Source organism: Paraburkholderia acidicola (assembly GCF_002362315.1).
GTDB classification, from domain to species: domain Bacteria; phylum Pseudomonadota; class Gammaproteobacteria; order Burkholderiales; family Burkholderiaceae; genus Paraburkholderia; species Paraburkholderia acidicola.
The window spans coordinates 328431-349743 of the sequence record NZ_MTZV01000002.1 but is presented as its reverse complement, the minus strand read 5'-3'; the positions used below and the strand labels follow the sequence as shown (position 1 = coordinate 349743).

Genomic DNA, 21313 nt, shown 5'->3' with positions numbered 1-21313 from the left:
GCCATTATGCGGCGCGGCGCCGGAAAGCGAAATGCGCGAATCGGTATATCGATATGCGCGCGTCAATGCATCAGCACCCGCCACGCATCGTGCTGCACGATCACCGAGATCCCGATGACGAGCAGCACCAGCGGCAGGATCGCTGCGCCATAGCGCCGCAGCGGTGCGCCGAGCAGCGGATGATTCACGAGCCACACGGCACTCGTGCACCACAGGGCAGTCATCGCAGCGAAGACCAGCGTGATCGTCACGGCATCGGCGGCAGCGTGCGCGGCGTAGAGCGGCACGTACACCGCGAGATTGTCCGAACCGTTGGAGATCGCGACGCCGGCAACGGTCCACGAAGACGAACCGCGCGCCGTGCTTGTCACTTCATCCTGCTGCGCGTTCGAACGCGAGCGTAACCACGTCCATCCCTTCACGATGCCGACGGTCACCGGCAGAAAACCGAGCAGGCCGATATACGGCTCCGGCAGCTTCGTCAGCAGCGCGGCGACGGCCAGCGCCACGACGACCAGCGCTGCCGATCCGAGAAACTGCCCGGCGATCACGCGATACCTGTCGTCGCGCGCATCGGCGAGAAAGGCGAGCAGCACGCACAGGTTATCGATGTTGGTGGCCGCGTAAGCGGCAACGGCGAGAATGACGAGACTGGTCATGCAGAGGGACACCTGTGGTCGGAAGCGCGGCGCATCGCGTGCCCGTGGGCCCGCTAGCGTGTGCCGGCACGAGCCGGCGGCTGGCCGCTATTCTGCCAGTGGCGCCGGGTTGTCAGGTAGGTGCCAGGCACATGCCAGCTGTCGCATCTCGTCGCAGGCGGGCGCTACGTTACAATTGGCGTCGCACTGAACCACGGAAGCTCGATGAAGACCCGGATTCTCCTACTCGCCAGCATCGCCGCCGCAGTCACGCTGTCGGCGGCATGCACGGCCGCGTACCGCAACGCGGACGCGTGCGAACAATCGATGCGTATCGCGCTGGGCGCCGAATCGGCCGACAAGCTCAAGGTTTCGCACACGGGTGTCGGCATCGACGGGACGCGCGTGGTCGTCGAGGGTGAGATCCAGAAGGCCGCGTCGGAAGTTGCGGTGGCGTCTGCGGCATCGGCTGCTTCTGCCGCTTCCGTTGCTTCAGCAGCGTCCGCGGCAGCTGAGGCCTCTGAGGCTGCGTCTGCTGTGTCCGCCGCATCTGCGACCACGCGGCACGCCGGCGAAGGATTCAGCTCCCCGTTCGACGGGCTGCACCCGCCGACCGCACCGGTGAAGCAGGCCAGCGCAAAACCAGGCAAAGTTCCGGCCGCGGTTCAATGTACTTACAACCGGAGCGGCCTCCTTTCGTTCCGCTGGCTAGCGCCGCCCGACATGGTCAAAACCAACCCGCCGTCCGACGACACTGATTGAAGTGCGGGCACCTTACTTTCACCCCCTGACTCTACTTTTTGCGCATCCTCTCGCCGGATCGGTAAAATGCTGGGTTGATCCACGGAAACTTGCCGTGGCGTTGCGTTGCGAAGGATTCCCCGAACATGACTGATCTTCGTCTTACCAAGCGGTTTGCAGCATTGCTGATGGCAGGCGGGCTGGTCGCCGGCTGCGGCACGTCGTCGCCGAACAAAATCGACTACAAAAGCGATTCGAAATCGAAGCAGGTGTCGCTGGCCATTCCGCCGAACCTGATCGACGAGACGCCGGATCAGCGTTCGGCGCCACCGCAAGGTGGCGAGGCATCGCTTTCTTCGCTCAAGCAGGTCCAGCAGGCTGCGCCGGCCAACACCGAGGCAGTCGTGCCGGTCGTCACCAACATGCACATCCAGCGTGACGGCAGCGAAAGCTGGCTCGTCATCGACAACAAATCACCCGATCAGGCGTGGCCGCAAATCCGCCGGTTCTGGCAGGAGCAGGGCTTCCTGCTCGTCGTCGACCAGCGCGCGAAGGGCGTGATGGAAACCGACTGGAACGAAACCCATCCGAAGGTGAACGACGGGCTGATCCGCAACACGCTGACGCTGGCGATGGGCAATTCGTACGTGACCGCCGAGCGCAACAAGTACCGCACGCGTCTCGAGCCGACGTCGAACGGCGGCACCTACGTGTTCATCAGCCAGAAAGGCATGCGCGAAGCGCTGACCGGCACGAACAACGAGAACAGCAAGTGGGAACCGAAGCCGAACGATCCGGGGCTCGAAACCGAATACCTGAAACGGCTGATGGCGACGCTCGCAGTGAACGATTCGCGTGCCGGAACGGGTAGTGCGGCGGCGCTGTCGCCGGCGGGCTCGCAGGATGCACCGGGCGCAGCGACGGCCGGTGCGAAATCGGCGGCGGCTGCGAACGCGGCGCAGAACGTCGCGCTTGCTGCGCAAACGCCTGCGCGTTCGGAAGCGGCGGATAGCTCGGGTAGCGGGGCGCAGTTCACCTCCACCGAACTTACGCTCGGCGAGCCGTACGACCGCGCATGGGTGCGTGTGGGCATCGCGCTCGACCGCAGCAACTTCACCGTCGACGACCGCGATCGCGCAAACGGCCTGTACTACATCCGCTACGTCGATCCGACCGATCTGAGCGAAGCGGAGCAGGGCTTCTGGAGCCAGGTGTTCCACGGCAAGAAGGAAAAGGTCGCGAAGCAGTATCGCGTCAACGTCCGGGCCGTGACGCCGGAGCAGACCCGCGTGGCTGTCGTCGATGCGGCGGGCCAGACCGATTCGTCGAAGCAGGCGAAGCAGATCATGTCGCTGGTGGTCGACCAGCTGCGCTGAAATCCCGGCGTAGTACCTGGAAGCCCCGAAAACCCGCCCGGTGTCAGGCCGCGGCGGGTTTTTTCACGTCTGAAGAAATCCCGTCGACGTAACGTGACGTTACGCCGTAACGCCCGTCCAGCCAGCCCCTAATTTCCCTTACGGTTCTGCTGACACCCATAACAATCAATGGGTTGCACACCTGTTTCTGTAACATTGGCGGCTGGCACGTAAGCTGCTTTTACTCCCCCAACGCGGGATATGAGCCTTATGCAGCAAGGCTTTCGCCGTTTCCCGTGGTGCAGCAGAATTTTCGCGCCGGCCGACACGAGCCTGCGCGATGCCCGACGATGACTCGCGTGCCCAGCACGCGGGTCTCTGTGGCCCCGTCGCCTATCCTCGTAGGGCGACGGTTTCGCCCGCGCTCCTGTGGAGTGCGGGCTATTTTTTTTGTGGCGGCGGAAAACAGCGCGCCCCGACGTGAGCGGGGCGAGCGGTAACGCGGTTCGCGTTAGGTGGGCGAGGCGGGTGGCCCTGAACAGGCCGGATGGATCACTGTCGCGCGTTCTCCGCACGCGGCGGCCCGATACCCGGAATCCGCTTGATCACACCCGTCGCGAGCGCCGTGCCGGCGAGAATCACCGCGCAGCCTTCGATCATCCCGATCGACACGCTCTCGTGCAGGAACAGCATGCCCCACAGGATGCCGAAGATCGGCACCACGAAGGTCACGGTGATCGCGCGGGCCGGACCGGTCACGGCGATGAGGTGGAAGTACAGCATGTAGGCGATGCCGGTACATGCAATGCCGAGTGCGAGCACCGAGCCCCACGCCGTGTGCGAGATCGGCGTGGCCGGCCACCAGAGAATCGCGAGCGGCAGCAACACGATGGTCGCGCCGGTCATCGTGCCGGCGGCGATGGTCAGCGGATCGATACCGGTCAGATAGCGCTTCGTGTAGTTCGCGGCGATGCCATACAGCAGCGTGGCGCCGAGCCCGGCCGCCGCGGCAAGCGCGGTAGTCATGGGTGTGGCCGCTGCGCCGTGCGGCGTCGCGATCTGATCCCACACGAGCATCAGTACGCCAGCAAAGCCGACGACGAGCCCGAGCACGCGCAGCATGCTCAGCTTGTCCTTGACCCACAGATAGGCCACGACTGCACCCCACAGCGGCGCGGTCGCGTTGATCACCGACGTCACCCCCGCCGACAGCGTCAGCTCCGCATACGCAAACAGACAGAACGGCGCCGCCGAATTGAGGACGCCAACCACGAGCAGCGGCCATGCGCGTGCGCGCAGCGTATGCAGCGATTCGCGCACCGGACGCCGCATGAGCATCACGGCCAGCAGGAACACGGCGCCGATGCCGACGCGCAGCGCCATCAGCGGCGCTACACCGAAGTCGGCCACACCGATGCGGATGAAAAGAAACGACGCGCCCCACAAGGCGGCGAGTACGAGTAACTGGATGAGATTGGCGGGATTCATGGGGCTCTGACGTCATGCACGGTTGAGTCGTGACGTGCAGGCATCGTACCAGCGCGATTCCCCTAAAAGGTTCAGGCCGCAATGAAACGGCAAGAAACCGGAGACCGGCCAGGTACGTGACGCCGGTGACGCCGCGCGTTCGAAGACAGACATCGTAGGCGCGGCGAACAGGCGGGTAAAACGATCGATTCTCACGGCTATGTGAGAAAAATTACGGCTGCCCCGGCTCGAACCGCGCACTGCGAGCCATGAACCGGGGCCAGCGCGCATCAATGCGGAATCATCCCCTGCAGCACGTTCTGCTGCAGCCAGACGAGGATACCGAGCAGCACGGTGAGCAGGATCGAGTGCTTGAAGGTCTTCGCGAACACGACGCCTTCCTTGCCTTTCAGTTCGGTGGTGGCGACGCCGGTCGCGATGTTCTGCGGCGAGATCATCTTGCCCATCACGCCACCCGACGAATTCGTCGCGGCCATCAGTATTGGGTTCAGGTTCAACTGGTTCGCGGCGACCACCTGCAGGTTGCCGAACAGCGCGTTGCCCGACGTGTCGCTGCCGGACAGAAACACGGCTACCCAGCCGAGGAACGCGGACACGAGCGGGAACAGCGCGCCCACCGATGCCGCGCCGAGACCGAGCGTGTAGTTGAGCCCCGAGTAGTTCATCAGGTAGGCGAGCCCGACGATCGTCGCGACGGTCAGGATCGCGATGCGTGTTTGCACCCATGTGTCGGCGATCGCGCCACCAAACTCGCGCACGCCGACGCCCGACACCGCCGCTGTGATGATCGCTGCGACGAGAATCGCAGTGCCGGTCGCAAGCGGCTGGAAGTCCCAGACCGCGCCATACGGCGCGTTATAGAGCGTGATAAAGACTGCCTTGTCGAGACCCGGCCACGGAATCTTCACGTCGCCGATCAGGAAGATCTTCGAGATGGTCCAGACGATCACCACGGCCGAAACGATCAGCCACGGGTACCAGCCCTGCGCGCCGCTGACTTTGCCGCGCACCTCGTTGACGCGATCGACGTTGATGGCGAAGGCCGGGTCGGCGGCGGGCTTCCAGATGCGCAGGAAGGTGATCGTGACCAGTAGCGACACCAGCGAAGACAGCACGTCGGTCAGACTGTAGTTGACGAAGTTCGACGTAATGAACTGCGTGAGCGCGAAGCTCGCGCCCGACACGAGCAGCACCGGCCACACGCGCAACATGTTGCGAAAGCCCGCATATACGCCGATCACGTAGAACGGCAGCAGCAGCGCGAAGAACGGCAACTGCCGGCCGACCATTTTCGCGAGCGCATCGGTGGGCAGATGGGTCACTGCGCCGAGCACTGTGATCGGCACACCGAGCGCACCGAATGCAACCGGCGCGGTGTTGAAGATCAGCGTGAAGGTGAGTGCTTCGAGGGTCGGGAAGCCAAGCAGGATCAGCAGCGAACTGGTGATCGCGATCGGCGTGCCGAAGCCCGAGATGCCTTCGAGCAGCGCGCCGAACGAGAAACCGATCACGACGAGCACGATGCGCCGGTCGTTCGGCAGGTTGTCGATCATCCACATCCGGAATGCGGCGAAGCGGCCCGAGCGTTGTGCGATGTTGTACAGCAGGATCGCGGCGAACACGATCCACATCACCGGCCAGCAGGCGAACACTGCGCCCGCGACAACCGAGTTCAGCGCAAGCCCGACCGGAAACTGCCAGCCGAAGATCGCAACCAGCAGCCCGACGACGAGCCCGGCAAGCGATGCCTGCCACGCAGGCCGTCGGGCCCAGCCGAGCAGGACGAGCACGACGACGATCGGCAGGATCGCGACGAGAAAGGACGGCAGCAGTGCATTGCCGATGGGCGTCAACAATTGGTGGAACATCACGTCTCCTTCGTTGTTGTTCGAATCGACGCTTTGTTCTGCGTGTGGTCTAGGTCACGCGGCGCGTCGGTCGGATCAGGACGGATGGCGGCGGCGGCGTGCGAGCGCACGACGTGGGGTCGCGTATCAAGCAGGTAGTGCGTGCGGCAACCGCCAGCATAGAGCGCTTGCTGGCCGCGTCAAGGCGGGAAACTACGCGGGCGGGCGTGTGGAAGAAAGGTGAGGAGGAAAGTGTTGTGCGGGTTGCTGCGATGCTGCGAAGGACCAAGCCGTATTCACCTGCGCACCGCGTAGCGCATGAAGGTGACGCCGTTGCCGAATGCGCGCTGTTCGATGCGCTCCAGCCGGATCGTTGCGTGGATGTGCTGGAACATCGGCGTCCCGCCCCCGACGACGACCGGAATGCAATACACCGACACTTCGTCGATCAGGCCTTGTTTGAGGTAGCACGCGGCGAGCGTCGGTCCGGCCACGCCGATGTCCTTTGGCGACTCTGCCTTGAGCTGGCGGATGTCGTCCGCGCTCAACGCGCGAACAAGGCGCGTGCGCGTCGTCGTGACCTCGGTAAGCGAGCGGGAGACCACGATCTTGTCGGTGTTTTGCCAGGCAACCGCGAAGTCGCGTTCGAACTGGCTGACGGTCTGGTCCGCGGCGAGGGTGTCCCATACGGCCATCGTCTCGAACATCCGGCGACCGTAGATCGTGATGCCTTCGCTGGTCTGCTCGTGTTCGGCGAAGCGGTGTACCTCCTCGCTGACTTGACCCCAGTCGAACTTGCCGTCGACGTTGCTCACATAGCCGTCGAGCGAAGCCATCATGCCGAACCGGAGCTTGCCCATTCTGGTTTGCCGCGCCTTAGTGATGCCAGCCGCGACCGCCACCCCAACCACGGCCCCCCCAGCCACGCCCGCCCCAGCCGCGGCCACCCCAACCCCAGCCAATGCCCAGCGAGATAGACGGTGCACCCCACCAGCCATAACCCGCCGGATAGGCCGGGTAGTACGCGGGGTAATAGGCCGGGTAGTAGTCGGGTGGATACGCGGGCGGATACGCGGGCGCGACGTAGACCGGCGGTTGAGCCTGGGTGTAGTACTGGGCGGGCGGAGGCGTCGTCGTCGCGACACGCGCGGACTGTTGCGTTGACGCTGTGGGCGGCGGTGGCACAGGCACCGCCTGCTGCGTGGTCGTAGCGGGGACCGTCGGATAGTAGGAGTAGTACCCGCCCGGATAGTAGCCGTACGGGTAATAGCAACCGGCCAGCGATCCGGCCAGCACCAGCAGGCAGGCCGCACCGCCGAGACGGGCTGCAGTGGAGAAAGTTGGCACGGTGCGAGGGTTCATGACGGACTCCTTGACTCGGCGCGGTACATGAGGCGCCACATAATCCATTGAGCTTACGCCGGTGGCGTCTGCACGGGGTTCCCAAGCGGTAACCGCATATTTCAAGCCATTGCAAAAACGAACGCGGCGCATCCGTTGCCGGAATGCGCCGCGCTATTGCTTCTGTTACCTGCCGTTACTTACTGCCGCTGATAAATCTCCGCACCCTTGCGGACGAACTCGATGGCCTTCACTTCCATCCCCTTCTTCAGCGCTTCGTCATCCGTGACGCCTTGCTGCGCTGCAAACTCGCGCACGTCCTGCGTGATCTTCATCGAGCAGAAGTGCGGCCCGCACATCGAGCAGAAATGCGCGACCTTCGCGGAGTCTTTCGGCAGCGTTTCGTCGTGGAATTCGCGCGCCTTGTCCGGATCGAGGCCGAGGTTGAACTGGTCTTCCCAACGGAACTCGAAGCGCGCCTTCGACAGCGCGTTGTCGCGCACCTGCGCGCCCGGATGACCCTTCGCCAGATCGGCCGCATGCGCCGCGAGCTTGTACGTGATGATGCCGGTCTTCACGTCGTCCTTGTTCGGCAGCCCGAGGTGTTCCTTCGGCGTGACGTAGCACAGCATCGCCGTACCGAACCAGCCGATCATCGCCGCGCCGATGCCCGACGTGATGTGGTCGTAGCCTGGTGCGATATCGGTGGTGAGCGGTCCGAGCGTGTAGAACGGCGCTTCATCGCACCATTCGAGCTGCAGGTCCATGTTCTCCTTGATCAGCTGCATCGGCACATGGCCCGGGCCTTCGATCATCGTCTGCACGTCGTGCTTCCACGCGATCTGCGTGAGTTCGCCGAGCGTTTTCAGCTCGCCGAGCTGCGCTTCGTCGTTGGCATCGTAGATCGAACCGGGACGCAGACCGTCGCCGAGCGAGAAGGCGACGTCGTACGCCTTCATGATTTCGCAGATGTCTTCGAAGTGCTCGTACAGGAAGCTTTCCTTGTGATGCGCGAGGCACCACTTCGCCATGATCGAGCCGCCGCGCGACACGATGCCGGTCATCCGCTTGGCCGTCATCGGCACATACTGAAGGCGCACGCCTGCATGGATCGTGAAGTAATCGACGCCTTGTTCTGCCTGCTCGATCAGCGTGTCGCGGAAGATTTCCCAGGTCAGGTCTTCGGCTTTACCGTTGACCTTCTCGAGCGCCTGATAGATCGGCACCGTGCCGATCGGCACCGGGCTGTTGCGGATAATCCACTCGCGCGTTTCGTGAATGTGCTTGCCGGTGGACAGATCCATCACCGTGTCGCCGCCCCAGCGGATCGCCCACGTCATCTTGTCGACTTCCTCGCCGATCGACGACGTCACCGCCGAGTTTCCGATGTTCGCGTTGACCTTCACGAGGAAGTTGCGACCGATGATCATCGGTTCGCTTTCCGGGTGATTGATGTTGTTCGGAATGATCGCGCGGCCACGAGCGACTTCTTCGCGGACGAATTCTGCAGTGATCGCCGTGAGGCCATTCGGACCGAATGCGCTCGCGCCGAATGCCTGGCCTGGATGCTGGCGGCCCATCATCGCCGCGAGTTTTTCACCGTTCGGGCCGCTGGTCTTGAGGCTCTCGAGATACTCGGCGCGGCGCTGGTTTTCGCGGATCGCGATGTATTCCATTTCCGGCGTGACGATGCCCTTTCTCGCGTAGTGCATCTGCGACACGTTCTTGCCGGCGATCGCGCGGCGCGGCGTGCGGTGCAAGCCCTGGAAGCGCAGATCGGCGGTGGCGGTATCGGCGGCGCGTTCGCGGCTGAAGTCGCTCGACAGACCGGTCAGCGCTTCGGTGTCGCCGCGCTCTTCGATCCACGCCTGACGTAGTGCAGGCAGGCCCGCGCGAATGTCGATCTTCGCATCCGGGTCGGAGTAGGGGCCTGACGTATCGTAGACATAGACCGGCGGATTTTTTTCGCCGCCGAAGCTGTCAGGCGTATCGGCCTGCGAGATTTCGCGCATCGGCACACGGATATCCGGGCGCGAGCCGGTCACGTAGACCTTGCGCGAATTGGGCAGCGGGGCGACAGCGGCTTCGTCGACGTGAGCGTCGGCGGAAATGAATTTTGGGTTGGCGTTCATGCATATCTCCTTAGTGGGGCGGCTAGGCAGGAGATGAGATGAAGTGAGTCGGGGTTCGCGAGAGATGAGGCAGTGGTAAGCGGCGAAGCCCGGACGCTTCCCTGCGCTGGCATTATCCAGATCAGGTTCAAAGGGTATTTCTCACCCACGCAGCTCACCGCCCGATGGCGATGCGCGACGCAGGACCCCCGCGTTAGCAGCGCACACGATACACCGGGCGGGGCGGGCTTGGCAACTTGGTGCCGTCTCGGGCCGGTGCGCTTCCTGACAATTTCCTGACGCCGGCGGCGGATCCGCTCCCGGCCAAGGCTGGCTGTGGCGAGGCGCGCTCGTTGGACTCACCGTGCCGACGCCGCTTGCCGCCCTGTGCAAAAAATTTGCGTTTTCGCTGTCATAACAGCCGCCGCCGCCCGACCAACACGCAGATTTCCCGATGGAGCGTGTCATGGTTTTCTTTTCAAGCGGTCGGTGGTCCGGTTTTGCGCTGGGGCGTTTTGCGCGCTGGTGCGCGCTCGCGGTGGCGTGCGGGGCGGCTCTCGCGAGCGGTGTGGCGAACGCCGCTGCCGGCCAGTGCATTGCGCATAGTCCCGCGCATCGGGTCGCACTCGTCGAGCTGTATAGCAGCGAAGGCTGCAATAGCTGCCCGCCCGCCGACAACTGGCTCGGTCAATGGAAGCAGGGCGGTGCCGCACAAGGCGTCGTGCCGCTCGCGCTGCACGTCGATTACTGGAACAGCCTCGGCTGGACCGACCGCTTCTCGCAGCATCGCTTCACCGAGCGGCAGCAGACGCTGACCGACGTTGCCGGTGCGCACACGATCTACACGCCGGAAGTATTCGTTGCCGGGCGCGAGATGCGCCACTGGTCGAGTGCGGACAGCTTTGCGGATCGGGTTCGCCAGATCGTCGCGCAACCCGCATCCGCCGATGTGGCCGTGGAGCTTAAGCCGCGCGCAGGCAGCCCGTCAGGCGCCTTCGACATCGATGCGCAATTCACCTCGCACGCCGCCACCGCGGACCCGCTGAATGCGTACGTCGCAGTCTATGAAAACGCGCTGACATCGCAGGTGCGTGCGGGCGAGAACAGTGGCGCGACGTTGCATCACGAGCGGGTCGTGCGGCAATGGATCGGTCCGGTATCGCTAGCTGCAGGCCACGCGCAGATTCACCACGACGTCACGCTCGACGCAGTCGATGCCGGCGCACCGGCCGACCGGTTCGGTGTCGTCGCGTTTGTGGAGAACGCTGCTACCAGCGACGTGCTGCAGGCCGCCGATCTCGCGGCGTGTCACTAGGCCGCCTATTCGCTTCGCCTTCGGAAAACATCATGAACCCCACACGCCTGCCGGCCAATCTCGCATCGATGCCCGCGCCTGTGCCGCCGGTGCAGCAGCCTCGCACGATCCACCCGGCGTGGGTGCGCATCACGCACTGGCTCAACGCTCTCGCGGCAATCACGATGATGGTCTCGGGCTGGCGCATCTACAACGCGTCACCGATCTTCCCCGGCTTCTCGTTTCCGAACGGCATCACGCTGGGCGGCTGGCTCGGCGGTGCGCTGCAGTGGCACTTCGCGGCGATGTGGCTGCTGGTGTTCAACGGCATCGTCTATCTGCTGCTGAATCTGGCGAGCGGGCGCCTCGTGCGCAAGTTCTTGCCGCTGTCACCGCGCGCACTGCTGCGCGATTTCGTCAGCGCGTTGCGCGGCAAGCTCTCGCACGACGATCTCAGTCACTACAACGCGGTGCAGAAGCTGGCCTATCTGTTCGTGATCGTCGACCTGATCGTGCTCGTGCTGTCGGGTCTCGCGATCTGGAAGTCGGTGCAGTTTCCGCTGCTGCGCGAACTGATGGGCGGCTACGACACCGCACGGATCGTGCACTTCAGTGCGATGTCGCTGATGGCCGGATTCCTCGTCGTGCATCTCGCGCTGGTTGCTCTCGTGCCGCGCTCGCTGCTCGCGATGTTGCGCGGCCGCTGAACGGATCTCTCAGGACATAGTCATGCCTTCCTCGAACAAAACCCCCGCGAAACTCGATCGTCAGTCGATCCTGATCGATGCGCGCCGTGAACTGGCGATGCCGTCGCGACGGCTGTTCGGCAAGCGGTTGCTGACGCTCGGCGGACTGTCGATGCTGACCGGCTGCTCGCTTACCGACGACGACTCGGTGAACAAATTCCTCACGGCCGTGTCGCGTCTGAACGACCGCGCACAGGCCTTCCTCTTCGACCCGAAGCAGCTCGCGCCGACCTATACCGAAGCGCAGATCACGCGGCCATTCCCGTTCAATGCGTTCTACGGCATCGACGATGTGCCCGATGTGAACGGCGCCGCATACCGGTTGCAATTGAGCGGCCTCGTCACGGGCAAGCGCACGTGGACACTGCCCGAGCTGTACGCGCTGCCGCATGAAGAGCAGATCACACGGCATATCTGCGTGGAAGGCTGGAGCGCGATCGGCCGCTGGGGCGGGACGTCGTTCGGCGACTTCCTGCGGCGCGTCGGCGCGGATACGAGCGCGAAGTACGTCGGTTTCAAATGTGCCGACGACTACTACGAAAGCATCGACATGCCGACCGCGCTGCATCCGCAGACGCTGCTCGCCTTCGACTACGACGGCGAGCGCCTGCCCGCGAAATACGGCTTCCCGATGAAGCTGCGGATGCCGACCAAGCTCGGCTACAAGAATCCGAAGCACATCGTGGAGATCTTTGTCACTAACACCTATCCCGGCGGCTATTGGGTCGACCAGGGATACAACTGGTTCGGAGGCTCCTGACGCGCGGGCTCGCCTTTGATGCAAGCGATTGCAGGCGGCCACGAGCGGCAGATGCTTCGAAAACTCCCGGCATGGCCGGTTTTGATTCACCGATTCACCAACTCACCTACAAAAAACTGGAGTGATCCCATGAAGACGTTCGCAATTGCAGTTACCGCTCTCGCATTCACGCTGGGTAGCGGCGCCGTGTTCGCGCAGGCAAGTGGCGCGATGTCCAGCGACGCGATGTCGAAAGACAGCATGTCGAAGGACTCGATGTCGAAGGACTCGATGTCCAAGGACAGCATGTCGAAAGACAAGATGGCGAAGCACGACAAGATGAAGAAGAGCGGCGACGCGATGGGCATGAAGCACGAGGCATCGGGTGCGATGAGCAACTGATTGTCTGCGTTTCGCCATCGGCACAGGAGCCGGTTCGCCGGCTCCTGTTTTGTCGCAACAAAAGTTACGTCTGTTTTACAACCCGGTTTTACAACTGGCTTCTGACTCTCCTGCATAATGCTGCCGGTGTGCGCCGCAACCGTTCGCACAGTGTCCCGGCTGTCCCGCACCCCCAGGTTTAGCGCGGCCGGGCTTACCGTCAGTCTGCCGTCTGTCCCGCTCGATCATCATGCCGTCCTGCTTCGCCCGCCCGGCTGCGCTATGCGCGCAGCGCGCACGCCCTGGTCTGCCGATTCTTTCTCCGGGCGCAGTTGCCCTTACGGCGCGAGCGACCTGACCCATGGCTTCATCATTCTTCGCCCGCCTGCCGGTGCGCCTGCCGCGAACGCAGGGCGGCCGGATCGCGCTGTCGCTGGCTTTCGTTTATATCGTCTGGGGCTCGACGTACCTGGGCGTGCACGTCTCGCTGGAGTCGTTTCCGCCGCTTCTGCTGTCCGGGTTGCGCAACCTGTTGGCCGGTATCGGGCTGTTCGTCTTCGCGATGCAGCGCCGCCCGCAGCGGCCGACCTTGCTCGAGATCCGTAACGCCGGACTGGTCGGCACGATGCTGGTTGCCCTGTCGAGCGGGATGCTGGCGGTCGGGATGCGCACGGTCGGCACCGGCATGGCCGCCGTGATGGTGGCGACCGTGCCGCTCTTCGCGACCGTGATCGCGGCCGTGGCGGGCCGGTCGATTTCGAAAGGCGAGTGGGGCGCCGTGGCGCTCGGGCTGGTCGGCATTGCGGTGCTTAATCACGGCGATACATCGGCGGGATCGGCGGGCGGCAGTCTCGCGATTCTGGCCGGCGCGCTGTTCTGGGCCGGCGGTGCGCACCTGGCGGGGCGCCTGAAAATGCCGTCCGATCTGTTTCTCTCGACCTCGCTGCAGGTCGGGCTGGGTGGCGCGGTATCGACGGTGATTGCATGGGTGCTCGGCGAACGGATGGCAGACCTGTCGTTCGCGCCCGCGCTGGCCTTTCTGTATCTCGTACTGGTCGGCACGATGGGCGCCTACGTCGCGTACGGCTATCTGATCCGCCACACGAGCCCGATCATCGCGAGTAGCTGCATGTACGTGAATCCGGTCGTGGCGGTGGCGCTGGGCGCGCTGACGCTCGGCGAGCCCGTGACGCGATGGACGGTGATCGCGACGCTGATCATTCTCGCGAGCGTCGGGCTGTCGTTCTGGTTCGACCGGCAGCGCGTAACGAGCTAGCGTATGTACCGCCATGCGCGGCGGTTATGAGCGCCCGCAAAAGCTGGCGCGTCTCGCGAGGCTCCCCGAGCAGATGAGAAAAACGCCGGGCGATCCGGCGTTTTTCTTATGAACAGAACTTCGTCAACAGACTCATCTGCGTATTGCGCGACGACTTGCCGGGCCGCCGCCGCCGATAATGCCCGTCGCTCTGCATCAGCCAGGCCGACTGGTTGTCGCCGAGGAACATCGACAGTCCTTCGGCGATCACGCGCCGCTTGAGCCGCCGGTTGTTGATCGGGAAGGCCACTTCGACGCGGCGGAACAGGTTGCGGTCCATCCAGTCGGCGCTCGACAGATAGACCTGCTCCTTGCCGCCATCGTAGAAGTAGTAGATGCGGTGATGCTCGAGAAAGCGCCCGACGATCGAGCGCACCGTGATGTTCTCCGACAGACCAGCCACACCGGGCTGCAGCGAGCACACACCGCGCACGATCAGATCGATCTTCACGCCCGCCTGCGACGCCTCGTACAGTTCCGCGATCACCGTCGGTTCGAGCAGCGCGTTCATCTTCGCGACGATGCGCGCCTTCTTGCCGGCGCGCGCATTGGCGGCCTCGGCGCGAATGGCATCGATAAGCTTCGGATGCAGCGTGAACGGCGACTGCCACAACTCGTGCAACGCCAGTTCGCCGCCAATACCCGTCAGTTGCTGGAACACGTGATGCACGTCTTCGCAGATTTTCTGGTCCGACGTCATCAGGCCGAAGTCGGTGTAGAGACGGGCCGTGCGCGGATGGTAGTTGCCGGTGCCGAGGTGCGCATAACGCTTGAGCGTCGACTTGCCGCCCGCGGACACACGCCGCACGATCAGCATCATCTTTGCGTGGCACTTGTGACCGACCACGCCATACACGACGTGCGCGCCGACCGCTTCAAGCTGCGACGCCCAGTTGATGTTGGTTTCCTCGTCGAAGCGCGCGAGCAGTTCCACCACCACCGTGACTTCCTTGCCGTTGCGCGCGGCCTGCATCAGCGCGTCCATCAGCGGGGAGTCGGTGCCGGTACGGTAGATGGTCTGCTTGATGGCGACGACGTTCGGATCTTTCGCGGCCTGCAACAGCAGTTCGAGCACCGGCTGGAAGCTTTCGTACGGATGATGCAGCAGCAGGTCGCCCTGATCGATCACGTCGAAGAGACTGACGCCGTTGGTGACCTGCGCCGGAATGGCCGGAATATGCGGAACGAATTTCAGATCGGGCCGATCGACCATCTCCGGCAGCTGCATCAGCCGCACCAGATTGACCGGGCCGTCGACGTAATAGCAGTCCTTTTCCTGCAATCCGCTCTCATCGAGCAGCCGCCGCGCGAGATTCGCCGGTGTTTCCGCCGATACTTCGAGTCGCACCGCGTTGCCCAGATGGCGCGCGGGCAGTTCGCCCTGCAGCGCGACGCGCAGGTTGGTGATTTCGTCTTCATCGACGAACAGTTCGCTGTTACGCGTGATGCGAAACTGGTTGCAGCTGCGCACCATCAAGTTGGGAAACAGCTCGCCGACATAGCGCTGCAGCAACGAGCTGAGCAGCACGAAGCCGTGCGGATAGCCCGACAGTTCCTGCGGCATCCGCACGAGCCGCGGCAGCGCGCGCGGCGCCTGCACGATCCCCATCAGCGCCTGGCGACCGAAGGCGTCCTTGCCCTCGAGTTCAACGACGAAGTTCAGGCTCTTGTTCAGCACGCGCGGGAACGGATGCGCCGGGTCGAGGCCGATCGGCGTCAGCACGGGCAGCAGCTCGTCGATGAAATACTGGCGCGCCCACAGCGTCTGCGCCTCGTTCCACGCTTCGGTGCCATGAAAGTGGATGCCTTCGTGTTCGAGCGCGGGCAGCACCGTGTCGTGCAACATCGTGTACTGACGATGCACGAGCTTTTGCGCCCGCTCGACGACGAGATCGTAGACATGTTGCAGCGACATCCCGTCCGGCGACAGCGCGCCCGGATTGTCGCGCATCTGTTCGTGCAACCCGGCCATGCGGACTTCGAAGAATTCGTCGAGATTGCTGCTGGTAATGCAGATGAAACGCAGGCGTTCGAGCAGTGGTACGGACGGGTCGGCCGCCTGCGCCAGGACACGTTCGTTGAAACCTAGAATGCCCAGCTCGCGATTGAGAAGAGGGTAGCGGATGGACATCGGCAGCGAGAATGGAAGATCAGGGAGGGGTTTGATAGGACGCTCGGAAACTCTCACAGAACGATGAAACTATCATGACATCGGGAATGTCACGAATTTTACGCTGTATTCGTGCTCTGTCGTAAATACGACGCAGTGCGTATGGGACCATGAAGGACGCACAATACGGAACGATGACATGGCGAGGTCCAGTACGCTTAGAATGGCGTCTTTAAACAGCGCCACAGCCGGTCAGATGGCGGCGCTCGCGCGCATGGAGTCCGCACAATCGATGGTCAACCCCACCCCGAAGCTCCTCGCCGCTGTCGATCTCGGTTCGAACAGTTTCCGGCTGATTGTCGGCCGGGTCGAGGAAACCGAGGCCGGTAGCCAGATCTATCAGGTCGATGCGCTGCGCGAGTCGGTGCGCCTTGCCGCCGGGCTCGCCCGCGACAAACTGCTCGATCGCGCGTCGCAGGTGCGGGGCTGGGACGCGCTGAAACGCTTCGGCGAACGGCTGCGCGACTTCCATCCCGACCACGTGCGCGCCGTCGCCACCAATACGCTGCGCGTCGCCAAGAACGCCGGCGAATTCCTTGTCGAGGCCCAGGCGGCGCTCGGTTTTCCGATTGAAGTGATCGCCGGACGCGAAGAAGCGCGGCTGATCTACGCCGGCGCCGCTCATTCCGTGCCGGCCAGTGCGGGCAAACGGCTCGTGGTGGATATCGGCGGGGGCTCGACGGAATTCATCATTGGCTCGCATTACACGCCGATCAAGATGGAGAGCCTGTATATCGGTTGCGTGAGCCATAGCCGGGCGTTTTTCCCCGCGGGCAACGTAGACGAATACACGATGCGCCAGGCCGAACTCGCGGCCACTCGCGAAATCCAGATTATTTCCAGTGAATATCGCAAGACCGGCTGGGAACAGGCGATTGGCTCGTCCGGTACCGCGCGGGCGCTCGCCGAACTGGTCGAAGCGAACGGTTTCAACGATCCGGGCATCACGCACGGCATTTCGCGCGGCGGCCTGGAGCGGCTCAAACGCGCGCTGATCAAGGCGGAGAACGTCAACCGCCTGAAACTCGTTGCGCTCAAGTCGGACCGCGTGCCGGTACTCGCGGGCGGCCTGTCGATCATGCTCGCGGTGTTCGACGAACTCGGCATCGATTACGTCGATACGACGGACGGCGCCTTGCGACTCGGCGTGCTGTACGACCTGCTCGGACGGTCGCAGCACGAAGACATGCGCACGCTGACGGTGGAAGGCTTCATGCGGCGCTACGGGATCGACCGGGCGCAGGCGGCCCGCATCGGCGAACTGGCGGTGCGCTTCTACGATCAGCTCGAAGAGCCCGATGAGGAACGGCGTGCGGAGAACCGCATGTTTCTCGGCTGGGCAGCCGCGTTGCATGAGATCGGTCTGTCGATCTCGCACAGCGCGTATCACAAGCATTCCGCGTATATCGCGAGCAATGCCGATATGCCGGGTTTCTCGCGTACCGACCAGGCGCGGCTCGCCGCACTCGTGCTCGGGCATGCGGGCAAGCTCGGCAAGCTGTCGCAGACACGCGATGTCGAATGGCCGTTGCTGTTCTGCCTGCGCCTTGCGTCGCTGCTGTGCCGTCGCCGTGCCGATGTCGGATTGCCCGGTATTCTCGTGGCCCAGGTGGGTGGCGGCTACGAAGTGCGTTTACCGAACGAATGGGTCGAGAACAATCCGTTGACCGATTACAGCCTGATCCAGGAAGCCGCCGAGTGGGAGAAGGTCGGGATACCGTATCGCGTCGTGTATACCGACAAGGACGAATAGGCTGCGTTGCGCTTTACCGGATGCGGTGAAGCTGGCGATTGGATTTCGAATCAAACAAGAAGCCCGACGAGTTTTTCTCGTCGGGCTTCTTGTTTTAGCGGCATGCATAGCGCATGCCGTAGACGTTTGAGCTGAGCGATCAGCGCGTCAGTTCGTCGCCGAGGAAATGGCGTGCGTAGCGGGCGTTGATGTCAGACAGACGGAACAGCGTGAGGAAGTCGGCGGTATTGAAGTCGGGGTCCCAGGCGGGCGCACCGCAGATCTTCGCGCCGAGCCGCAGATAACCCTTGATCAGCAGCGGTGCCGCGACCTCGGTGCCGGTCTGCAGTTCATCGATGGGCAGCGGCGTATGCGGGAACGCGCGGTATTCGGGCGCGGTCAGCGAGTTGTCGCGCAGCGAACAGTAGAGGTTCGCCGCGAAGTGACCGCCATCGGCCATCGCCACGCTCGCGCAGCCGAGCATCGTTTCGTAGCCGTTCTGCTGCATGTACGCGCCGAGGCCCGCCCACAGCGACATGATCACCGAGCCGCTGCGGTAGTCGGGGTGGACGCATGAACGACCGACCTCGACCATCTTCGAGCGCAGATGCGTGAGACGCGATACGTCGAATTCGCTTTCTGCATACAGCCGCCCGATGCGCGCAGCCTGATGCGGCGGCAACACACGATACGTACCGACCACCTTCAGCGTATCGAGATCGCGCACGAGCAGATGATCGCAGTACGCATCGAACGAATCGACATCGAGACCGGCGGGGCCGGTCAGCTGTGCGCCCATTTCTTCGGCGAAGACGCGATACCGCAGACGCTGCGCTTCACGAAGCTCCTCGTCGCTGCGCGCCCAGGCGACTTGCAGACGATGCTGCGCGGTGACGGTTTCTGATGCGCGCGGCAGACGACGGCGGCGCTTGAGCGAGAGGATCGAAGCGAGGGGCAGGGTAGGCGTCGGCAGTTCTCGCATGTGGCGTTCCTGGTCGAAAAAGGGTTTGTGTTTATGTACTTTTTCGCCAATGTAGTAATCGGTAATGACGCTCGCATGGCAAAGCGATGACGATTCAATGACGTGCCGTAAGGTTGACGTGTGGGTTGTGTTACGGGCGGTTGTGCCGGGTGTGTCCGTTGTTCGGCGACGACACCTTCGGGGTGTGGCTACGGCGCTTGGATCTTTAGACCTTTAGATCAGCTCGGGCGATATCGCTGCACGCAGCACAGCCTGTTCGTCGCCGGCGCGCTCGCGGCTTTCGAACCACCATACGCCGGCTTTCTTCACCGGCCAGCTTGCGCCGCTGTGGGCGAGCAACCGGGCGGCGACGTGACCGAGCGTTGGTTGATGGCCGACTATCACCACCGTTTGCGCGATGCCGTTCGGCCAGCCGGCTGCGGCGAGGACGGCATCGGCGAGGACGGCATCGGCGCTTGCGTCGGGAGCGATCTCGCGCACGACGCGATACTGGTCCGACAGTGACTCGGCGGTCTGCACGGTTCGTACGGCGGGACTGACGAGTATCAATGCGTCAGCGTCGATGCGTGCGCGTAGCCACTTGCCGACGGTTTGTGCCTGCTTGCGGCCGCGTGCGGTCAGTTGACGGGCGAGGTCGCTGGCTGCGATGTCTTCGGCTTCGGCGTGGCGCCAGAGGATCAGGTTCATGGGTTGTCTCGCTGTTTGGGGTGTTGTGTTTGGGGTGTGCCCGGCGAGGTGATTGTGGACCGGGAGTCGGCACCTATGTCCGTCGATAGCTCTTTCCGCTAGCGGCAGAAGACGGTATCGCAGCATAAAGTTGACCGCGTGACGGAAAGCCAGCTAGAATCGCTGTCTTCGTCGGAGCGTAGCGCAGCCTGGTAGCGCATCTGATTTGGGATCAGAGGGTCGTAGGTTCGAATCCTATCGCTCCGACCACGAAAAAAGCAGCAAGGATAAGGACTTACTGGTTAGCGCCGTAAGTCCTTTTTTCTTTTTCCGATTTCGTTAGCCGTGGCGTAACCGGATCCGATCGTACCGGGCGACATTCCCCTCGATTGAAATCCCGCGCTGCTCGGCATACCTCGGTTAGACGTGTTCATTGGATGCACCTGTCATCATAACGTGTTCACGATTTGGTCTTTTGTGAACATGTTTGGCCAATATGGTCATTGCGTGCACATGTCCATGAAACGTGTGCATCGAAACCAGAAAAATGACCATATCGTGCCAATGCGTGTAGGATGTGTCCAAATTTACCGAGAATTTGAACATGTCAGAAGCTCAATCCACGTCCCGGGCTACCGCTTTCGATCCCCAAACCCCTTACAACGACCTCCCGGCATTGCCCCCGCGTGCTGAGATCGACAGCAAGGCAATCCTGAAGGCCTGTATAGGTGCCCGCGCACAGCTAGCCACGCTGAAGGAGTCGGCCAAGCTGATCCCCCAGCAAAGCGTGCTCATCAATACGATTCCGTTGCTCGAAGCACAAGCTAGCTCCGAGATCGAAAATATCGTTACGACCACAGACCGACTCTTTCAGTACGCACAGGAGGCTGGCCAGGCATCTGCCGATCCGGCTACCAAGGAAGCGCTTCGTTATCGAACTGCCTTGTACCAGGGATATAAATCCTTGCGCGATCGGCCGATTACAACCAGCACGGCCGTCGATGTATGCAGGACGATCAAGGGCGTGGAGATGGACATCCGACGCGTTCCTGGCGTCGCACTCATGAACGACGCCACGCGGCAAGTCGTATACACGCCCCCGCAAGGCGAAAACGCTGTCCGTGATCTGCTATCGAATTGGGAGCGGTTTCTGCATGATCATGACGAGATCGACCCTCTGATCCGTCTGGCAATCATGCACTACCAGTTCGAGGCAATTCATCCGTTCACCGATGGGAACGGCCGTACTGGCCGCGTTCTCAATCTGCTGTTTCTGGTGGAAAAAGGCCTGCTCGATCAGCCGATTCTCTACCTGAGCCGATACATCATTTCGAACAAAACGGATTACTACCGCCTGCTATTAAAAGTAACGACGGACGGTGCCTGGGAAGAGTGGATTCTGTACATGTTGGCCGCAGTCGAAAGTACCGCACAGTGGACAACTGAACGCATTCATGAAATCAAAACCCTGATGCAGACGACCGCGGACATGCTGCGAAAAGCAATGCCGGGCGGGTACAGTCGTGAGCTTGTCGAAATAATCTTTGCTCAGCCTTATTGTCGAATCTCCAACGTCGTCGATGCCGGGATCGCTCAACGCGCAACCGCTTCTAAACTGCTCAAGGAACTTGCCAGACTGGACATCCTGGTCGAGCTACAGGTAGGTCGGGAAAAGTTGTTCATCAATCCGAGGTTGATGCAGGTGCTTAAAGGTGAAACGCCGCGCCCTGTGTCGACAGCAACTGTGTAGTGCGGGTTCGCTGCCTG

The 21313-nt window shown here is 62.7% G+C and carries 18 protein-coding genes, 1 tRNA gene and 1 riboswitch; of the genes, 10 read left to right on the top strand and 9 right to left on the bottom strand.

The features are described from left to right. Positions 1-62 precede the first annotated feature (62 nt). On the bottom strand, positions 63-659 hold the full coding sequence (locus tag BWP39_RS03650) for a cadmium resistance transporter (protein ID WP_096716989.1): 597 nt from the start codon (positions 657-659) through the stop codon (positions 63-65). Positions 660-863: 204 nt separating this feature from the next. On the opposite strand from BWP39_RS03650, the gene BWP39_RS31695 reads away from it, so the two are divergent. Both BWP39_RS31695 and bamC read left to right on the top strand, forming a co-directional pair. After that, on the top strand, positions 864-1400 hold the full coding sequence (locus BWP39_RS31695; RefSeq protein ID WP_096718521.1) for a hypothetical protein: 537 nt from the start codon (positions 864-866) through the stop codon (positions 1398-1400). Between the two features lie 125 nt (positions 1401-1525). Next, positions 1526-2755, top strand: a complete 1230-nt coding sequence (gene bamC, locus BWP39_RS03640; protein WP_096716988.1) for an outer membrane protein assembly factor BamC — start codon at positions 1526-1528, stop codon at positions 2753-2755. Positions 2756-3286: 531 nt separating this feature from the next. On the opposite strand, the gene BWP39_RS03635 is transcribed toward bamC, so the two are convergent. From BWP39_RS03635 to thiC, 5 genes are all read right to left on the bottom strand, one after another. Beyond that, the gene (locus BWP39_RS03635; RefSeq protein WP_096716987.1) at positions 3287-4222 is read right to left on the bottom strand and encodes a DMT family transporter; all 936 of its coding nucleotides are present in this window, start codon (positions 4220-4222) and stop codon (positions 3287-3289) included. 269 nt (positions 4223-4491) lie between these two features. Beyond that, a complete protein-coding gene (locus BWP39_RS03630; RefSeq protein ID WP_096716986.1) occupies positions 4492-6090 on the bottom strand; it encodes an L-lactate permease in 1599 nt (532 codons plus the stop codon). A 275-nt stretch (positions 6091-6365) separates the two neighbouring features. After that, positions 6366-6929, bottom strand: coding sequence for a dihydrofolate reductase family protein (locus BWP39_RS03625; protein WP_096716985.1), 564 nt, complete (start codon positions 6927-6929; stop codon positions 6366-6368). A gap of 16 nt (positions 6930-6945) precedes the next feature. Further along, the gene (locus BWP39_RS03620; RefSeq protein WP_207556579.1) at positions 6946-7431 is read right to left on the bottom strand and encodes a hypothetical protein; all 486 of its coding nucleotides are present in this window, start codon (positions 7429-7431) and stop codon (positions 6946-6948) included. 179 nt (positions 7432-7610) lie between these two features. Further along, entirely contained in the window at positions 7611-9542 is a 1932-nt protein-coding gene (gene thiC / locus BWP39_RS03615; protein WP_096716984.1) for a phosphomethylpyrimidine synthase ThiC, read from the bottom strand. A gap of 80 nt (positions 9543-9622) precedes the next feature. Beyond that, positions 9623-9742: riboswitch (TPP riboswitch) on the bottom strand. 245 nt (positions 9743-9987) lie between these two features. On the opposite strand from thiC, the gene BWP39_RS03610 reads away from it, so the two are divergent. From BWP39_RS03610 to BWP39_RS03590, 5 genes are all read left to right on the top strand, one after another. Beyond that, entirely contained in the window at positions 9988-10836 is an 849-nt protein-coding gene (locus tag BWP39_RS03610) for a DUF1223 domain-containing protein (RefSeq protein ID WP_096718517.1), read from the top strand. A 68-nt stretch (positions 10837-10904) separates the two neighbouring features. After that, positions 10905-11522 carry a cytochrome b/b6 domain-containing protein gene (locus BWP39_RS03605; protein WP_096718515.1) on the top strand — a complete coding sequence of 206 codons (618 nt, stop codon included), beginning with the start codon at positions 10905-10907 and terminating at the stop codon, positions 11520-11522. Between the two features lie 22 nt (positions 11523-11544). Then, positions 11545-12321 carry a molybdopterin-dependent oxidoreductase gene (locus BWP39_RS03600; RefSeq protein WP_096716983.1) on the top strand — a complete coding sequence of 259 codons (777 nt, stop codon included), beginning with the start codon at positions 11545-11547 and terminating at the stop codon, positions 12319-12321. Positions 12322-12450: 129 nt separating this feature from the next. Next, positions 12451-12702, top strand: coding sequence for a pentapeptide MXKDX repeat protein (locus BWP39_RS03595; RefSeq protein WP_096716982.1), 252 nt, complete (start codon positions 12451-12453; stop codon positions 12700-12702). 340 nt (positions 12703-13042) lie between these two features. After that, entirely contained in the window at positions 13043-13957 is a 915-nt protein-coding gene (locus BWP39_RS03590) for an EamA family transporter (protein WP_096716981.1), read from the top strand. A gap of 106 nt (positions 13958-14063) precedes the next feature. On the opposite strand, the gene ppk1 is transcribed toward BWP39_RS03590, so the two are convergent. Then, positions 14064-16127, bottom strand: coding sequence for a polyphosphate kinase 1 (gene ppk1, locus BWP39_RS03585; RefSeq protein WP_096716980.1), 2064 nt, complete (start codon positions 16125-16127; stop codon positions 14064-14066). A 202-nt stretch (positions 16128-16329) separates the two neighbouring features. On the opposite strand from ppk1, the gene ppx reads away from it, so the two are divergent. Further along, positions 16330-17919: an exopolyphosphatase gene (ppx, locus tag BWP39_RS03580; protein WP_091020404.1), complete on the top strand. Its 1590-nt coding sequence runs from the start codon at positions 16330-16332 to the stop codon at positions 17917-17919. 139 nt (positions 17920-18058) lie between these two features. Here the strand turns inward: ppx and BWP39_RS03575 are convergent, their stop codons facing one another. Beyond that, a complete protein-coding gene (locus BWP39_RS03575) occupies positions 18059-18880 on the bottom strand; it encodes a GNAT family N-acetyltransferase (protein WP_096716979.1) in 822 nt (273 codons plus the stop codon). Between the two features lie 213 nt (positions 18881-19093). After that, complete coding sequence (gene sixA / locus BWP39_RS03570; RefSeq protein ID WP_096716978.1) at positions 19094-19567, bottom strand: phosphohistidine phosphatase SixA; 474 nt, start codon at positions 19565-19567, stop codon at positions 19094-19096. Between the two features lie 172 nt (positions 19568-19739). Here sixA and BWP39_RS03565 point away from each other — a divergent pair. Then, positions 19740-19816, top strand: a tRNA-Pro gene (locus BWP39_RS03565). Positions 19817-20150: 334 nt separating this feature from the next. Then, positions 20151-21296: a protein adenylyltransferase Fic gene (gene fic, locus BWP39_RS03560; RefSeq protein ID WP_096716977.1), complete on the top strand. Its 1146-nt coding sequence runs from the start codon at positions 20151-20153 to the stop codon at positions 21294-21296. Positions 21297-21313: the final 17 nt, after the last annotated feature.

Excerpts from the sequence above, each read along its gene's own strand:
- BWP39_RS03650 (WP_096716989.1), bottom strand. The coding sequence starts at position 659 with ATGACCAGTCTCGTCATTCTCGCCGTTGCCGCTTACGCGGCCACCAAC.
- BWP39_RS31695 (WP_096718521.1), top strand. The coding sequence starts at position 864 with ATGAAGACCCGGATTCTCCTACTCGCCAGCATCGCCGCCGCAGTCACG.
- bamC (WP_096716988.1), top strand. The coding sequence starts at position 1,526 with ATGACTGATCTTCGTCTTACCAAGCGGTTTGCAGCATTGCTGATGGCA.
- BWP39_RS03635 (WP_096716987.1), bottom strand. The coding sequence starts at position 4,222 with ATGAATCCCGCCAATCTCATCCAGTTACTCGTACTCGCCGCCTTGTGG.
- BWP39_RS03630 (WP_096716986.1), bottom strand. The coding sequence starts at position 6,090 with ATGTTCCACCAATTGTTGACGCCCATCGGCAATGCACTGCTGCCGTCC.
- BWP39_RS03625 (WP_096716985.1), bottom strand. The coding sequence starts at position 6,929 with ATGGGCAAGCTCCGGTTCGGCATGATGGCTTCGCTCGACGGCTATGTG.
- BWP39_RS03620 (WP_207556579.1), bottom strand. The coding sequence starts at position 7,431 with ATGAACCCTCGCACCGTGCCAACTTTCTCCACTGCAGCCCGTCTCGGC.
- thiC (WP_096716984.1), bottom strand. The coding sequence starts at position 9,542 with ATGAACGCCAACCCAAAATTCATTTCCGCCGACGCTCACGTCGACGAA.
- BWP39_RS03610 (WP_096718517.1), top strand. The coding sequence starts at position 9,988 with ATGGTTTTCTTTTCAAGCGGTCGGTGGTCCGGTTTTGCGCTGGGGCGT.
- BWP39_RS03605 (WP_096718515.1), top strand. The coding sequence starts at position 10,905 with ATGCCCGCGCCTGTGCCGCCGGTGCAGCAGCCTCGCACGATCCACCCG.
- BWP39_RS03600 (WP_096716983.1), top strand. The coding sequence starts at position 11,545 with ATGCCTTCCTCGAACAAAACCCCCGCGAAACTCGATCGTCAGTCGATC.
- BWP39_RS03595 (WP_096716982.1), top strand. The coding sequence starts at position 12,451 with ATGAAGACGTTCGCAATTGCAGTTACCGCTCTCGCATTCACGCTGGGT.
- BWP39_RS03590 (WP_096716981.1), top strand. The coding sequence starts at position 13,043 with ATGGCTTCATCATTCTTCGCCCGCCTGCCGGTGCGCCTGCCGCGAACG.
- ppk1 (WP_096716980.1), bottom strand. The coding sequence starts at position 16,127 with ATGTCCATCCGCTACCCTCTTCTCAATCGCGAGCTGGGCATTCTAGGT.
- ppx (WP_091020404.1), top strand. The coding sequence starts at position 16,330 with ATGGCGTCTTTAAACAGCGCCACAGCCGGTCAGATGGCGGCGCTCGCG.
- BWP39_RS03575 (WP_096716979.1), bottom strand. The coding sequence starts at position 18,880 with ATGCGAGAACTGCCGACGCCTACCCTGCCCCTCGCTTCGATCCTCTCG.
- sixA (WP_096716978.1), bottom strand. The coding sequence starts at position 19,567 with ATGAACCTGATCCTCTGGCGCCACGCCGAAGCCGAAGACATCGCAGCC.
- fic (WP_096716977.1), top strand. The coding sequence starts at position 20,151 with ATGTCAGAAGCTCAATCCACGTCCCGGGCTACCGCTTTCGATCCCCAA.